Origin of the sequence: Mitsuokella sp. oral taxon 131 str. W9106 (assembly GCF_000469545.1) — a bacterium.
Taxonomy (GTDB): domain Bacteria; phylum Bacillota; class Negativicutes; order Selenomonadales; family Selenomonadaceae; genus AWVT01.
The window spans coordinates 79,097-94,903 of the sequence record NZ_KI273061.1 but is presented as its reverse complement, the minus strand read 5'-3'; the positions used below and the strand labels follow the sequence as shown (position 1 = coordinate 94,903).

Here is a 15,807-nt window from a genome sequence, read left to right as displayed (position 1 = left end):
TCAATCCCTCCGATCCTCGAACAGAGCGGCAATGTCTTCCTGTATCTTTTTCCCGAGTGTCTCAATGTCCCGCAGCGTGCTTTCGGCATCTCCTACTTCCTCATAGCGATAAAAATAACGAGTAAAGGGAATCTCATAGCCCTTTTTCCGCTTAGACACATCCTCCCAGGCATCTGGCACATAGGTCAGAACCTCCCGCCGAATGTATTCCTCGATGTCCTGTTTCACGGGAATCTGTTCTGTGTCCCGAAGATCCGTGTCAGGCTCGGGGTTGCCATCCTTGTCCAAGCAGATATCCGCTGTTTCGTCCCGCTCGGCGAGTGCGGCAAGGATGGCTTTCTGAACATTGGGTTTTACGGTGATTTCGGCGTTTTTCAGTGCTTCCTTTAGGACAGCGATAAATTCCTCACGATTTTTATACAGCACTGTGCTGTCCATCGCAGGCTGCAGCAGGATATCCTGCTGCAGCCTTTCTCCGGCTTTGATTTCCTCTGCGGCGGCTTTTTCATCCCTGCGCCTGCTGGTGGCAAGATTGGTGAAGGGCTTTTGCTCCCACAACCTAGCAATTCGCTCCTCGCTTACCTCGAAATTCAGCCGGAGAGGACGCTCCATCGTTACCTTCCAATAGGCAAAGTCATCATTATCAAAAATTCGGCAATGCTCTCCCGGCAGGAACGCGCCGTAAATTTTCGTCAAATCGTCAATGTGCTGTTCCGTCAGGAGTTTGCGCTTTTCGCCGAGGGGCTTTTTCATCCGCTCGAAAAAGGAAGTTCCGTCGATGAGTTGGATTTTCTGTTTGCGAACGTCGGACTTGCGATTCGTGACAATCCATACATAGGTCAAAATCCCCGTATTGTAGAAAAGCTGGTCGGGAAGGGCGATGATGGTTTCCAACATGTCCTGTTCAATGATCCATCGCCGAATCTCGCTCTCGCCGCTCCCCGCATCCCCCGTGAAGAGCGGAGAGCCGTTGAACACGATGCCGATGCGGCTGCCGCCCTCATCTGCGGGGAGCATCTTGCTGATCATGTGTTGGAGAAACAAAAATGCCCCGTCCGAAATCCGCGGAAGCCCCGCACCGAATCTTCCGCGATCGCCTTTTTCTTCCGCTTCGTCCCGAATGAATGCCTCATACTTCTTCCACTCCACGCCGAAGGGCGGATTGCAGAGCATATAATGAAACTTCTCCTGTTTCAAGGCGTCGTCCGTGAAGCTGTTGCCGAGGTGGATGTTTTCATAGCCCTTTCCTTTGATCATGGTATCGGACTTGCAAATGGCATAGGTCTTTTCGTGAGTTCCTGCCCATAGACCTCGATGAGTGCATTTTCATTGAGCTCTGCTGCTTTTTCGATGCCGGCGGATAGCATCCCGCCTGTGCCGGCTGCAGGGTCGTACAGCTTTGCCATAAAGAATGGCTCACAAATATGCTTCATGTCCGGGTCAAAGAGGATCGACACCATGAGCCGGATGACCTCGCGTGGCGTGAAATGCTCCCCGGCCGTTTCGTTGGACATCTCCGAGAAGCGGCGGATCAAGTCCTCGAAAATATATCCCATCTCATTGTTGCTCACGGCTTTCGGCGAAAGGTCAACTTCCTCCGCAAATTTCTGTATGACTAGATACAGGAGGTTTGCCCTGTCCAAGCGGTCAATTTGTTCCGTATCCTCCTCCAAAATGATCAAACACATCTTGAAGAATGGTCTGCCATGAAGCCTCACGATGTTCATTGTCACGACCAAAATGATACTGGAGGGAAAGGAGCTTGATGTGCGAAAGGACAGCTCGGCGCTTGACCTGCCGATTGCGGTTGGTCTCCTTGCATTTTCCCGTCAATCCAATGTCGCGTCTGTTTACTTGTCGAACACGCTGAAGTCGAGACGGTCGAACCCCTGCAAGAGCTCCTGCATCTTGTCCGCAATCTCCTTCACGCCGCCCTTCTTGCGGCTCTCGATATTGAGCGGCATTTGCGGATCGTGGAGCGAGAGGCGAAGCAGCGCCCAGCCATTTGGAAACACGAGACGCACGCCTTCATACGACGGCTTCGCCTCGCGGATGCCTGCTGCCTCGGCGCGCGTCCGAAGCGTCTCAAGCACGTTTTCGCCATAGCTGCGGAAGTCCTCTTCCGCGATCTTCATGCGGTACTCGCGCGCCTCGGCAGGCTCGCCGAGACCCTGCACGAGCGACGCGAGGCTCCTGCCCGCCTTCTTCGCCTTCGTCGCGGCGATGAGGAGCTTGACGGCGAGGTAAGCGCCGTCGTCGAGGTAGTAGTTCTCCGAGAGCGCCCCATGCCCGCTCGTCTCGATCGCGAGCGGTGAGACGGTGCCCGACCGGTTGAGGCGGATGCACTCGTCGATGACGTTCTTGTAGCCGCGCTTGAACCGCAGGTGCCTTAGGTGGAGCTTGCCTTGCAGGAATTCCGTCAGCTCGTCGCTCGTGACGGAGTCGGTGACGATCGTGCTGCCGGGATAGTCGGGCGCAAGGATCGCCGCCATCATTGCGATGAGCGCGTTGCGGCTGATCTCCTTGCCGTTCGCGAGCACGGCGCTCATGCGGTCGACATCCGTATCGAAGATGAGTCCGAGATCGGCTTTTGACTGCAGCACCGCCTCGCGGATCGCCGCCATCGCCTGCTTGTTTTCTGGATTCGGGATATGGTTCGGAAACATGCCGTCCGGTTCGAGGAAAATGCTTCCCGACGTGTCCGCGCCGAGACGTCCGAGTACCTGCGTCGCGAAAAAACCGCCCGCACCGTTTCCCGCATCGACGACAATGTGCATGCCCTTCAGCGGCGTATCGCCCATATCGAGCGCCTGCCGGATCTTCTTGCGCAGGAAGTGGCAGTAACGGTCGATAAAGTCGAGCTTCTGCACCTTCGAGAGATCGCCTTCCTGCTCCGGTGCGCGCACGGCAGCCCGCAGGATCGTCTGAATGTCGCGCTGCTCCGTGCCGCCGTCCTTCGTAAAGAATTTCAGCCCGTTGCGGTTGTAGGGAAGATGGCTCGCCGTGACCATGATCGAGCCGTCCATCTTCGTCTCGGGCAGGACGATCGACATGAACATCGCCGGCGTGGACGCCATGTGGCAGTCGACAACCAGTGCGCCTGCCGCTGTGAGCGCACGCAGGACGGCTTTCTTGATCGCGTGGCCGGAGACGCGCGAGTCGCGGCCGACCGCGATGCGGAGCGCGCTCTTTTTCTTGCCCGTCTGTTCCGCAAGGAATTCGACGAATCCCGTCGCGATACGGTTTGCCGCCTCTTCAGATAGCGTCACGGGCTCGCCGGCGACACCCTCGATCGCGACGCCGCGCACGTCGCTGCCGTTCGCCAGCCGCATCATCGTCTGTTCTGAAGTAACCATGTAGAAAACCTCCCCTGCACGCATAAAATCTTCTTATATTATCATACTTTTACTTATTCTCTGCAAAATCTCCATTTCCTGCCAAAATGCGTCTTCCCCAACTTCCTATCTTCCCACCTTCCCACCTCCCGTGTATCGTTGCCTTCACGCTCGCCTCTTTGTCCTTTCATCCCGATCCTTTCATCCCGCTTTATGGTCCAAGATGATTTCCCTGCAAAATGCGCGCAAAAAAACCTCCGCCCGAAAGCGGAGGTCCTTGTCTGCGTATGCGCTTTGAATCCGAGGATGATCGGATCAGAAGAAGAACTCAACGCGCCCGAAGTACGTATGCGCCTTCTGGCTGGAGTTGTCGATGTCCTTGACGTTGCTATAGCGCAGCGTGCCGACGATGTTCTTGAAGAACGTGTAGTTTCCGCCGATCTCCCAGCCCTTTTCGCCAGCCTTGACGACATCGAACGTGTTGAACTGCGAAGCGTCCTGGCCGAGGTGACGGTATGCGAGCCACGCGCCCCAAGTGCCGGCGTTCTCCTGCTCAGCGCCTTTGTAGTCGTACTCGAAGCTGTAGGCCTGCGCGTTCTTCGTCTTGCCGCTCATCTTCGAGGACTTCGCATAGAAGCCGTTGATGTCGGAGTTCTTGTCGAAGCGGTAGTCCGCCTTAGCGACGCCCTCCTTGAACGTATCCTTGCTCGGCGTCGCATTGCTCTTCAGCGTATGGTAGGAAACGCCGCCCATGAACTTGCCTTCTGCGTAGTTCGCACCGACGTAGAAGTGATTGGCAGCCTTGTCATTGTGGAACGACTCCGAATCGTTAAGGTTCTGACGGCCATAGCCGAGGACGCCCTTGACGTTGTTGCCGAAGCTGACTTCTGCGCCGGACATCGTCGTATCGAAGATGCTGTCGTTGTCGAGCGTCGCGAACTTGCCGAGCTTCACGGAGAAGTTGTCGTAGTCGCCCTGCGCCCAAATACGCTTGAGCGAGACATTGCCGTCGTCGCCCTCGTCCTTTGCCGCATTGATATTGGCGTCGACACGCGCATTGACGTGCCAGTTGCTGTTGACCTCAGCCGACGGCTCGAGGCGGAAGAGGAAATTGTCGGTGTGGTCGCTGTCGGTATCCGCAGCGTCCTTATTGACGTGGCGAGCCATCGTGTACTCGGCCTTGCCGTTCCACTTGACCATGTCGGCATTGCGCTCGAGGTTTGAGACGCGGACGCCGAGGTTGTTGAGCTCATCGGAGAACTCTGCAGCGAGCTTGTCGATCATCGCCTTGTCTGCCGCGCTGACGTTCGACTTGGCCATAGCCTTTGCGACCATCTGCGCCATCTCATAACGCGTGATCTGGTTGTCGCCGCGGTACGTGCCGTCGCCATAGCCTTCGATGACGCCGTCTGCCGCGAGCTGCGAGACCGCATCATAGGCCCAATGGCCAGCCGGAACATCCGAGAACGGATTCGAAGCAGCAAACGTCGTGGATGCTGCGCCGACGACGAGCGCCGTCGTGAGTGCGGATACGAGAGTCTTCTTCATAAGAAACTCCTCCTTCATAGGATAGAAATGAACGTCTTGTCCAAGTCACCGAAGGATTCCGCGAGTATCCATGTTTCCTCTGATTCCCATCGGTTCCTCGAACCATTGACAGGATAACACAGTTCGCTCGCAAAGGCAAGGGTTTTTCCATTTTTTCATCTTTTGTTCAGAAAGCACGGGGGCTTCACGATGCTCAGAGAACCTTTTGCAGATATGCCTTGATCTCGTCGGCATCCTCCATCTTCATGACGTCGGAGAGAACCTCCTTCGCCTGGATCGAGCTGACTGCGCGGAGCTTCTCCTTGACGCGCGGGATCGACGGCGCGCTCATCGAGAGCTCATGGATGCCCATCGCCATGAGCAGCACCGCCGCATTCGGATCGGACGCCATCTCGCCGCACATGCCAGCCCAGATGCCCGCTTCGCGCGCACTCGTGATCGTGCGGCGGATAAGCCGGAGCACCGCGGGATTGAAATGGTTGTAGAGGTGCGAGATGCTCGCATTGCCGCGGTCGCAAGCAAGCGTGTACTGCACGAGGTCATTCGTGCCGATCGAGAAGAAATCGACGTACTTCGCAAACACCGGCGTCATGATCGCCGCCGCCGGCGTCTCGACCATGATGCCGACCTGCACGTTGTCGGCGTACGACTTGCCCTCGTGCGCAAGCTCGAGCTTCGCTTCCTCGATGAGCTCCTTGACCTTCTTGAACTCTGCGACGTTGATGATCATCGGGATCATGATCGCCGCCTTGCCGTAGACGCCCGCGCGCAGGATCGCCTTGAGCTGCGGCAGGAAGAGGTCGTGGCGCTCAAGGCTGATGCGGACGGCGCGGTAGCCGAGGAACGGGTTTTCCTCTTTGGGGATGTTGAGGTACGGCAGCGGCTTGTCGCCGCCGATGTCCATCGTGCGGATGACGCAGAGGTGTCCGCCGCACTTCTCGACGGCTTCCTTGTACGCCTTGAACTGGTCTTCCTCGTTCGGAATGTCCTGCCGCCCCATGAACACGAACTCCGAGCGGAAGAGCCCGACGCCCTCCGCGCCGTAGGAGAGCGCATTGTCCACATCCATGTGGCTGCCGATGTTCGCCATGAGGTCGATCTTGATGCCGTCCGGCGTCACAGCCGGCAGGTCCTTGAGTGCCGCGTAGTGCGCCGCGAGCTCCTGCTGCTTGCGGATGCGCTCGTCGTAGCGCGCGCGTTCCTCTGCCGACGGGTTGACGAGGATCTCGCCGCGCTCGCCGTCGAGGATGACGTGGTCGCCGTCCTTGATCTTGTCGATGCGGTCCTCCTTGTTGAGTCCGACGATCGTCGGGATCGCGCGCGCCTTTGCGATGATGACGGCGTGCGCCGTCGTGCTGCCCGAGCCCAAGAGCACGCCTGCGATGTTCTCGGTCGGCATGCCCGCGATGACGGACGGCTCGATCTCACGGCCGCAGAGGATGACCTTCTCGTCCCCGATCTCAGGCTCCTTGACGCCGAGGATGAACTTTGCGACGCGCTTGCCGACATCGCGCAGGTCGACGGCGCGGGCCGCGAAGTACTCGTCCGCCATCTGCTCGAACAGGACCGCCTGCGCCTCTGCCGCCTTGAGGACGGCATGCGGCGCGGAAGCCGTCTCTTCGATCTTTGCCATGATGTTCTCTTCCATCATCGGATCCTGCACCATCATGCGGTGCGCTTCCATGATCGCCGCCTGCTCGACCATCCCCTGCTTCTTGAGGCGCTCGATGCTCGTGCGCAGGTTCTCCGCGACAGCCGTCAGCGCAGCCCGCGCCTTTTCCTTTTCCTCTTCCTTGCTGCCCGCCTTATAATGGACGAGATAGCCGTCGAGGTTCTGTCCGGCAAGCATGATCTTGCCGACTGCGATCCCCGAAATAACGCCCTTGCCGCGAATCACTTCTGCCATACCATTCCCTCCTGTATCGCTCAGCCATTCAGCCGATTTCTGTCCGCATGCTTCCCCATAAAAAGCAATCCTGCCGCAGGCATAAGCGAGGGCAGGACCGCATGTTGTTATTCCTCGCCGAACTTCGAGTCAACGAGATCCTTCAGCGCCTTGACGGCGTCCGCCTCATCGGGGCCGTCCGCAAGGATCGTGATCTCCGTTCCCTTGACAAGCCCCAAGCTCATGATCATGAGAATGCTCTTGGCATCGACCGTCTTGCCCTTTGCCTTGAGCTGGATCTTCGACTTGAACTTCGTCGCCGTCTGCACAAAGATCGATGCCGGACGTGCATGAATCCCCGTCTTGTTCTCAATCGTAACTACTTCCTGCGTCATAATGCAATCGCTCCCATCTAAAATAAAACGAAACCCAACCAACCTGCCTTTTACCGCACAGTGAACGGTTTGGCACATCTGCCTTATATGTCACGCAAGAATCGTGCCAACTTTTCAGCTATCCGATAAAAATTTATTTTCACCGCGTTTCCGCAAGGATCGGCGGCAACATACGAGCAGCGAGCCATGCCAAACGATGCTTCTTCCCTGCACCTTCTTTCGTGGAATTGGTAAAACGTACCAATATCCTCGTTTTTGATGGTATATTTTACCAGCCTATGGAAAATTATACCAATCCGTATTTGCGCGCTTTTGCGGCGACGGTCTTGTGCGAGAGGTGAAGGCTCTTGCCTGCCGCGTTGAAGCTGCCGCAGCGCGCCAAGGCGTTCGCGATGATTTTCTTCTCATACGCTTCCCAGGGCAACACGGAGCCTTCGGCGAATCCCTCGACCGCACGCGCGGCGATCGCGCCCGTGAGATACGAGGGAAGCGCAGCGGGCGTGATGATATCGCCGTCCATGAGCGTGATGACGCTCTCGATCACGTTCTCAAGCTCGCGCACGTTGCCCGGCCAGCGGTAGCGCATGAGGATCTGCATCGCCTCGGGTGAGACGGCACATACCTTGCGGTGCGCCGCCATGCAGACCTTTTCCGTGAAGTGCGTGACGAGCAGCGGGATATCGGGCGCACGGTCGCGGAGCGGCGGCAGGAGGATGGGGATGACATTCAGCCGGTAGTAGAGGTCATCGCGGAAGGAGCCGTCCTGCACCATGGCCTCAAGGTCGCGGTTCGTCGCGGCAATGATGCGCACGTCGACGCGGATCGTCTCCTCGCCGCCCACGCGGTCGAACTCCTTTTGCTGCAGGACGCGCAGGAGCTTGACCTGCATGTTTTTGTCCATCTCGCCGATCTCGTCGAGAAAGATCGTCCCGCCGTCGGCAAGCTCAAATTTGCCGAGCCTGCGCCGGATCGCGCCGGTAAAGGCGCCCTTCTCGTGCCCGAACAGCTCCGATTCGAGGAGCGCACTCGGAATCGCGCCGCAGTTCACGCGGATGAACGGACCCGCCTTGCGCTTGCCCGCGTAGTGGATGCCCTCGGCGATGACTTCCTTGCCCGTGCCGCTCTCGCCGCGGATGAGGACATTCGCCTTGCTCGCCGCCGCCTTTGAGGCGATCGCGAGGACGTCGACGACCTTGCCGCTCCTGCCGATGTAGGCGGCGAACGCGCCCGCCCTGCGCTTCGTGCGCAGCAGCTCTTCTTCGAGGTACTCCGCCTTTGCGTTGGCGGCGGAGAGGCTCTCCATGAGGTTCTGCAGCTCCGTGATGTCGCGTATGACGGAGACGACGCCCGCGATCTCACCGTCAACGAAGATCGGGTTGACGTTCGCGACGAGCACGGTGCCGTCGCGCTTGCGGCTGATGCTGCCGATGCGCGCGATCCCCGAGCGCAGGACGCCCGAGCGGTTGCCGTGCGGCGCGGACTCGAAGACGTTCTGCCCGACGACCATTTCCTGCGAGCGGTGGACGATGCGCAGGTAGGCGGGGTTGACGTAGGTGACTTCGCCCGTCCGGTCGACGACGCAGATGCCGTCCTGCACTGCCTCCAAGAGCATTTGCAGCCGCTCCTGCATGAGCGCATTTTCCTGCAGGAGCGCATCGACGCCGCGTATTTCGCTCGCGCCCGTGAGCTCGAACCCGCTCTCCAGGAAGCGCACCATTTCGCCGACGGCCTGACGTCCGTTGTCTCCCTCGGCCGAGACGAAGACCGAGTCGCCGCATGCGACTTTGAGCGCAACGAGGCGCAGGACGTTCTGGATCTCCATGGGATCGCTCTTCGCGCTGCGCAGGCTGAGCCTGCAGGCGTAGCGCTTCCCAAGCTCCTGCGCACGCCGCACGATCATCGCGGCGATCCGTGCATGGATGCCGCCCGGCTCGCCGATCACGGCCTCTTCTTCGTACCGCACGCCACTTCCCCCTTTTCGCGTATGCTTACATTATACTATATGGACGGGGAAAACGAAATCCAAGAAATCGAATGAACAAAGAAATATTTTCGCCCAGCGCATTCGGCAGGATATCGCCCCACTGTGTCGAAGATAAGAATTTGGCGAGTATGCCATTTGCATATTCTGCAAAAATGGGGCATAATACATACCAAGGGGGGTGTGCGCATGATCTATGTCTTGCTGACACTCGGCATCATGATCGCCAGCGTCCTCCTTGTGCGCGTCCTATGCCGTAAGGTTGGCATACGCGTCAAGCTTTCCTCGCTCCTGCTGTGTGCGGTGCTCTCCGCCCTCGTCACAGGTATTTCCATCAAGGCGAGCATGGTCCTTGATGTCTATCAGTACATGCGTCTCGCGGGTCTTGCGATCCTTGCGGCGCTCATCGTCACGGGATTCAACGAGCTGCTGCTGCGCCGCGAGGACAAGAAGCCTGCCGCATGGCCATCCGTCCCAATGCCTTGGGAGGAACCCGTTCCTGGGATGGATGCGCCGAAGCCGAAGGAGGGCGAAGCGCAGGAAGCGCGCGAAGAGGGCGCTCCTGTCGAAGTGCCGGCGGACGGGCTCCGCGCGGAAACAGCGGAGCAGGAGCTTGCGGAGACAACAGCGCCAGCAGGGTCAGCGGATCTGGCGCCCCCGAAGCCGCAGACAGATGAAGCAGAGGGCACAGCGGACCGGGCAGACGAATGCGTCGAGCCAGCCGGATCAGCGGGATCTGCGGAGCCAGCCGGGCAAACGCAGGCATCTGAGCCGGCAGAGATGCCGCACGAGCCGCTCGTCACGCCCGCCTCGGCGGAAGCACAGGAGAAAATCGCGGCGATGGAAACGCTCGACGATCTCCTAAGCTACGCCTACGCGCAGAAAGTCGATGCGCCGGGCGACTCGATCGCCGCCTACCGGGCGGCAATCGAGCGATATCCCGACGACAGCTATGCCCCGTTCCTCATCATCGAGCTCGCGGGGCTCTACAAGGAGCACGCGGCATACCAGGAGGCGATCCGCGCATACACGAAGGCGCTCACCTTGCCGTCTGTCACAACGCACGAGAACATGCAGCGCGAGTTTATGAAATCCCTCCGCTACCTCGGCGCAGTACAAGACATTCTGGCGAAGCACCGCGTCCCTGCCACGCCCTTTCAGGATATCCCGAAAGAGCTGCTCGACGAGATTGAAGCCGAGTTTTCCCAGCAGGGCGATCATGCTTAGGTTTAAGCTATCATTTTATATGGGGGAATTTCAATGAAGAAAAGCGTAGAGATCCTTGGCCTTCCCGTCATCAGCATCACGGAAGGCCGTGAGCTTGGCATGAGCAAGACACTGCTCATGGACGCGCGCAACGGCAGCGTCGCAGCCATCACCATCGAGGACGATGACTGGTATCGCGGCGTCAAGCTGATCCCGTATGAGTCCGTGATCGCCATCGGCGACGACGCGGTCACCATCACGAACAGCGAAAACATCCTGAAGCTCGACGATGCCGGTGACTACGAACAGCTTCTCGACGAGAACATCCGCATCATCGGCACGAAGGCGATCACGAAGTCCGGTACGATCCAGGGCAACATCACGGAAGTCTTCATCGGCGACGACGGCAAGATCGAAAAGTGCGAAGTCACGGCGCCGGACGGCACGACATCCGAAGTCACGAACGATCAGATCTCAATCTTCGGCAAGCAGGTCACGGTCATCGATCCGAGCGGGGAAAAAAAAACTGAATTTGTAGCATCCTCTGCGTGGACGGAAGACGACGGAACGCCCGTCGATGCGCCCACAGCAAAAGCAGTGCCTGAAGCGGCTCCTGCGCCCGAAGCGCCGGCCAAGCCCGCATCATCAGCGCCGGCAAAGGAAGAGACGCCCGCTGCGCCTGCGAAAGAGGAATCACCCGATGCACCCGCCTCTGAGCCTGCGAAGGCGGAAGCGCCTGCTGTGTCCGCCTCCGAGCCTGCGAAGGAGGAAGGGCTCGCTGTACCCGCTTCTGAGCCTGCGAAGGAGGAGGAAGCACCCGCCTCTGCCCCTATAACGGAGGAAACGCCCGCCAAGGAGCCTCCCTCCGAGCCCGAAAAGCACGCGCCGAAAGCAGCATCCAAGGCAGCTGCCAAGCACGAGCCGACGAAGGACTCGAAGAAGGAATCCGCCAAGCAGGCCGCTGCCGACAAGGCAACGGAAGAGCGGCATCGCCGCTTCCTGCTTGGCAAGAAGGCAGCCCGCACCATCAAGATGGAAAATGGCATCGTCATCGTCGAAGCCGGCGCGGACATCACCGAGGAAGTCCTCCAAAAGGCAAAGCTTGCGAACAAATTCATCGAACTCTCCATGAACGTGCAGTAAAAAGGCATAAGAAAGAGGCATAGCCCGTGGTGCGGCTATGCCTCTTTCTTATGCTTTCCATGGATTCTCGGATTTTCGGGAGTGAAGCTCAGAGATCTTCGGCGCGGATATCCGCCATGCGGCCAACGATGCGGTCAGCGCCCGTGAGATCCTGCACGCCGGAGTTCGGATTGCGGTACGCGATGACGCGCATGCCCGCGCGCTTCGCCGCCATGATGCCCGCCGCCGTATCCTCGAGCACCATGCAGTCCTTCGGCGCGATCCCGAGGCGCTCGGCGCTCATGCGGTAGATCGCGGGATCCGGCTTGCTCGCGGGGAGCGTGCTGCCAGAGATTGCCGACGCAAAGAAGCGGCGTATCGCGAAACGGTCGAGCACCGTCTCCATCACGCGTTCCCACGACGACGTCGCGAGCGCGAGCGGCAGCCCTGCCGCGTGAAGGCGGTGGATGAGCTCGACCGCGCCCTCGATGGGCGCGACTTCGCCGCGCCTGAGCACCGCAAGGTAGCGTTCGTGCTTATAGCGCACGACGGTATCGAGGTCGAGATCGCTGCGCCCGTTCTCGCGCAGGAGATCGCCGAAGAGCTCGCGGCTCGTACGCCCCATGTAGCGGCTGAACCGCTTCTCGTCGAAATGCAGCCCAAAGTGCGCGAACGTATCGCGCTTGACGCGAATGTGGATCGGCTCGCTGTCGATGATGACGCCGTCCATATCGAAAATAAATGCCTTTGTCTTCATGCGTCTCTCAGTACCAGCGTGTAAGCGGAAGGTCGTTGTTGTTGCCCTTCGTCATCAGAATCTGATGCAGGTCGATGTTGCCGACGTAGAACGAGGCGGCGCAGCCGCAGAGGTAGAGATCCCACATGCGGACGAACTCCGTGCCGCGCGCGGCTTCCACCTGCGGCTTTGCCTTTTGGAAGTTGCCGTACCAGTGCATCAGCGTCTTGTAGTAGTGGCGGCGCAGGCTCTCGACATCGATGACGCGGAACTTCTCATCGTAGGCGATGTGAATGATCTCACGCAGCGACGGAAGCGTCCCGCCGGGGAAAATGTACTTGCGCGTCCACGCGCTCGTCGCGCGCTCGTCCTGTCCGCTGATGTAGTGGAGGAGGAACAGCCCGCCGTCCTTCAGCATATCGCTCGCATCGCCCATGTAGACGGGAAAGTTCGGACGGCCGACGTGCTCGATCATGCCGACGCTGACAATGCGGTCAAATGTCTTGCCGCTCCGGGCGACATCGCGGTAGTCGATGAGATCGATCGTCACGAGATCCTGAAGGCCGAGTGTTTCGATGCGCCTCTGCGCCTCTGCCCACTGCTCTTTCGACAGCGTGCAGCCATAGCCTTTGACGCCGTATTTCTGCGCCGCCTCGATGAGGAGGAAGCCCCAGCCGCAGCCGATGTCGAGGAGCGTCATGCCCTTTTTCAAATAGAGTTTCTCGAGAATGTAGTCGACCTTTTGGTGCTGCGCCGTAAAGAGGTCATCGTCCTCCTTCTTGAAGTACGCGCAGGAGTAGCTCATCGTCTTGTCAAGCCAGAGCTTGAAAAAGTCGTTGCCGAGGTCGTAATGCGAAGCGACCTGCTCCTTCTGATCGCTCTTCTTCGTGCTTGCGTGGAAGAGTTTCGACAGGGCGCTGCGATCGATGCTGTCCTTGCTGAAATGGGGGAGCAGGACGCACAGCGCCGTAAAGAGATCGCCCTCGATATCGATGTCGCCGCGCATGTACGCTTCGCCCATCGCGAGCTCTGCGCTCGTCAGAAGCTCTTTCTTCGGAATGTCCTGTTTCACATGGATCGTGAAAAGCGGCTCCCCCGCGCCGATCGTATACGTCTTGTCGCGCAGGCGCACGCAGAAGCAGGCATCGCTGAACCGCTCCAAATAGTGGATCAAGAAGCTTTCGAGCAAATGTGTGAATGGCATAGTGATCTTCCTTTCGCCCAAAACCCGCCGGCAAAACCGGGTCTGTATGAAATCATTCTTATTATAGCATGTTTCCCTTAAAAACGGATAAAAAGCCCCGACAGGCAGAATTGCCTGTCGGGGCTTCTCCGTGCGATGCGTCCGCCGCAGCTCTTAAAGGCCGTTTAGGCGAGCGCCTGCGCCTCCGTGTTCTGGACGTAGACTTCCTTGATCCCAGTCGGCGCTGCACCGTTCACGAGGATCGCCTGCTTCGCGATGATCTCGTTGAGGCACGTCTCGACCTCCGCCTTCGTGAGTCCCGTCTTCGGGGAAGCGAGCGAGAGCGTCACCGTCTTCTTTTCATCGAGCTTCATGACCATTTTGAGCGTAGACTTCATCTTTCATTCTCCTTTCCAAAATCCGTTCCAGTTCCGAGCAGCATGCGAGCAGCTCAGCCCGCGATGATGCTCGCAGCGTCCTGCCGGACGATGCCGCCGACTTCCTCGGATTGCAGGGCGGCGAGCTTGTTTCCGATCGAGAGGAAATCCTCGTCCGTGAGCGCGGGGTTCACGTTCGTGAACGTGCGCTGCTTGTACGTCGCCTTGCCCGCGGCATTCATGCCTGCCGCGATCTTGATCACGAGCTTGCTCGTTGCTCCTTTGCGCGTTGCCATAGTACCTACTCCCTTTCTCTTTTCGTGCTGGTCCTTCCCGGGACTGCCGGCTGTCCCCGCAGGGGCATCGGGCTCCTTTGCCCGCCTCTTGCCTCCTGACACCAATGTACCTGCACGATAGGCACCGTCTTGCAACGCGCGACGGAAAAATTTTGGAAAAAACCTGCGTGAATGCGCTAAAAGGATGCCGCCATGAGGCGTTCCTCCTCCTGCAGCCGCGCACGCAGGCGAAGGAGCGCGCACACGTGCAGGTAATCGCCGTAACTTAGGTGCGCCTCGTTGCGCTCGACCGTCCAGAACGATGCGATGCGCATGCCGTTTGCGAGGATGAGCGCGGACTTCGCGCGCCCCTCCGATAGCGGCGCGAGCTGCACGGGGCGGCTCGCGTTGACATAGCCGAGCGTGCCGCGCTCGCCGTCCGCCTCGCGTACCTGCGTCGGTACGAGGATGAGCCACGGCGCGAGCATGACCGTCAGATTGCGCCGCGCGTTCTGCCCTGCTTTCCGCCTGCCCACCATGCCGCGGATACGCGCGAAGTGCGCCTTTTTGATGAGCGCGAGCGTGCGCCCCTCGCGCGCCGCGTAGTAGCGCAGGACGTACGAGACGCAGTTCGGCACCCAAAACGCCGCCCGCCGTGCGATGATGCGCGTGCCGTTCTCGCCTGCCGTGCCGCTCTCGGGCAGGATGGCAAGGAGCTCTTCTTCCTTCGGCATGGGGTACTTCTCCAACTGATTTTCCATTTGATCCTCCTAATCTCCCTGACCCCTAAAGCACGAAATTTCCTTAGGCCTATTATAGAACATACGTTTCAGTAAAGCAATCCCAGATTTGCCTTGGGTTAAAGATTCTCGAACAAAACGAGACCCATGCTTCCTGAAAATTTCCGAATCCGCCGCGATCCGGCAAAAATCCGCGCCCCCAGCCCCTCAATTTTGTCCAATTCCCTCTCGCCTGCATCGCGATTGTGCATTCGCGCCGCCCTCCGATCTTCGCTAAAATGCGAACTGCATTTGTTTTGCAAGGGAAAGGAGTGGTTTTCATGAAAAACGAAATCGTGCGCGGCGAAGCGGGAAGCATCCTGCCGACGGAGGCAGAAAACGCTTGGATCCGCCGCGCGGCAGCGGGTGACCGCGCCGCACAGGAGCGCCTGCTCGCGCAGTACGAGGGGCTCATCATCAAGGAGTCGCGTCAGCCCTACCTGCGCGCCGCGCTCGCCGCCGACGCGCCGAGCATCGCGCGGCTGGCGTTCCTTGAGGCGATCCGCGACTTCGATGCGAGCCGCGGCGTACACTTCGCCGCCTTTGCCGCGAGCCGCGTCCACGCGGCGCTCTACAACGCGTTTCGCCGTGCGCGAAAGCTTTGGGAACGGGAGACGCACCCCGATCAGAACGCGGATGCGGGCAGCTTTTGGGAGCGATACAGCGGCGCACAGGATCGCGCGGATGCCGAGGACGAGCGGACGTGCCGCAGGATCGTCCTGCAGCAGGCGATCGCGACGCTTTCCGAGCGCGAGAAGAAGATTCTGCGCCTCCTCTACTTTGAGGACATGAAGGTGACGGCACTCGCCGAGCTGCTGCATGTCACGCATCAGGCGGTATCCTTCGCAAAGAAAAAGATCCTCAGAAAACTGAGGATCTTCATGGAGGGCGGCAAAGCGACGCCTGCCTATTGACCGGATGGGGAGAGATGCACGGTCGCTTTCAAAGCGAGGCGTCCGCGTATATCCATTGCGGTGTCCCTTTG

Annotated in this window: 13 protein-coding genes and 1 pseudogene; 3 read left to right on the top strand and 11 right to left on the bottom strand. The window is 59.1% G+C overall.

Annotated elements, in window-relative coordinates; translation table 11 throughout:
• From HMPREF1985_RS07420 to HMPREF1985_RS07395, 6 genes and pseudogenes are all read right to left on the bottom strand, one after another.
• Positions 1-1,514: pseudogene (locus HMPREF1985_RS07420) on the bottom strand (class I SAM-dependent DNA methyltransferase).
• Positions 1,515-1,850: 336 nt separating this feature from the next.
• Positions 1,851-3,356 (bottom strand): phosphoglucomutase, encoded by a 1,506-nt coding sequence (locus HMPREF1985_RS07415; RefSeq protein WP_040637454.1) that lies wholly within the window; start codon positions 3,354-3,356, stop codon positions 1,851-1,853.
• Positions 3,357-3,650: 294 nt separating this feature from the next.
• Positions 3,651-4,883, bottom strand: a complete 1,233-nt coding sequence (locus HMPREF1985_RS07410; RefSeq protein ID WP_040637419.1) for a putative porin — start codon at positions 4,881-4,883, stop codon at positions 3,651-3,653.
• A gap of 193 nt (positions 4,884-5,076) precedes the next feature.
• Positions 5,077-6,789 carry a phosphoenolpyruvate--protein phosphotransferase gene (gene ptsP, locus HMPREF1985_RS07405; protein WP_021771946.1) on the bottom strand — a complete coding sequence of 571 codons (1,713 nt, stop codon included), beginning with the start codon at positions 6,787-6,789 and terminating at the stop codon, positions 5,077-5,079.
• A 107-nt stretch (positions 6,790-6,896) separates the two neighbouring features.
• Positions 6,897-7,163, bottom strand: coding sequence for an HPr family phosphocarrier protein (locus HMPREF1985_RS07400; RefSeq protein WP_040637418.1), 267 nt, complete (start codon positions 7,161-7,163; stop codon positions 6,897-6,899).
• Positions 7,164-7,449: 286 nt separating this feature from the next.
• Complete coding sequence (locus tag HMPREF1985_RS07395) at positions 7,450-9,126, bottom strand: sigma 54-interacting transcriptional regulator (RefSeq protein WP_021771944.1); 1,677 nt, start codon at positions 9,124-9,126, stop codon at positions 7,450-7,452.
• Between the two features lie 207 nt (positions 9,127-9,333).
• On the opposite strand from HMPREF1985_RS07395, the gene HMPREF1985_RS10810 reads away from it, so the two are divergent.
• Positions 9,334-10,371, top strand: coding sequence for a hypothetical protein (locus tag HMPREF1985_RS10810; protein WP_021771943.1), 1,038 nt, complete (start codon positions 9,334-9,336; stop codon positions 10,369-10,371).
• 33 nt (positions 10,372-10,404) lie between these two features.
• Positions 10,405-11,493 (top strand): PRC-barrel domain-containing protein, encoded by a 1,089-nt coding sequence (locus HMPREF1985_RS07385; protein WP_021771942.1) that lies wholly within the window; start codon positions 10,405-10,407, stop codon positions 11,491-11,493.
• An 88-nt stretch (positions 11,494-11,581) separates the two neighbouring features.
• Here HMPREF1985_RS07385 and HMPREF1985_RS07380 read toward each other — a convergent pair whose 3' ends face one another.
• The 5 genes from HMPREF1985_RS07380 to HMPREF1985_RS07360 form a co-directional block, all read right to left on the bottom strand.
• Entirely contained in the window at positions 11,582-12,229 is a 648-nt protein-coding gene (locus HMPREF1985_RS07380; protein WP_021771941.1) for an HAD family hydrolase, read from the bottom strand.
• A 7-nt stretch (positions 12,230-12,236) separates the two neighbouring features.
• On the bottom strand, positions 12,237-13,412 hold the full coding sequence (locus tag HMPREF1985_RS07375) for a class I SAM-dependent methyltransferase (protein ID WP_021771940.1): 1,176 nt from the start codon (positions 13,410-13,412) through the stop codon (positions 12,237-12,239).
• 164 nt (positions 13,413-13,576) lie between these two features.
• Positions 13,577-13,789, bottom strand: coding sequence for a DUF2922 domain-containing protein (locus HMPREF1985_RS07370; protein WP_021771939.1), 213 nt, complete (start codon positions 13,787-13,789; stop codon positions 13,577-13,579).
• 53 nt (positions 13,790-13,842) lie between these two features.
• The gene (locus HMPREF1985_RS07365) at positions 13,843-14,064 is read right to left on the bottom strand and encodes a DUF1659 domain-containing protein (RefSeq protein ID WP_040637416.1); all 222 of its coding nucleotides are present in this window, start codon (positions 14,062-14,064) and stop codon (positions 13,843-13,845) included.
• 176 nt (positions 14,065-14,240) lie between these two features.
• Entirely contained in the window at positions 14,241-14,804 is a 564-nt protein-coding gene (locus HMPREF1985_RS07360) for a hypothetical protein (protein ID WP_021771937.1), read from the bottom strand.
• Positions 14,805-15,103: 299 nt separating this feature from the next.
• On the opposite strand from HMPREF1985_RS07360, the gene HMPREF1985_RS07355 reads away from it, so the two are divergent.
• Positions 15,104-15,736 carry a sigma-70 family RNA polymerase sigma factor gene (locus HMPREF1985_RS07355; protein ID WP_051349082.1) on the top strand — a complete coding sequence of 211 codons (633 nt, stop codon included), beginning with the start codon at positions 15,104-15,106 and terminating at the stop codon, positions 15,734-15,736.
• Positions 15,737-15,807 lie beyond the last annotated feature (71 nt).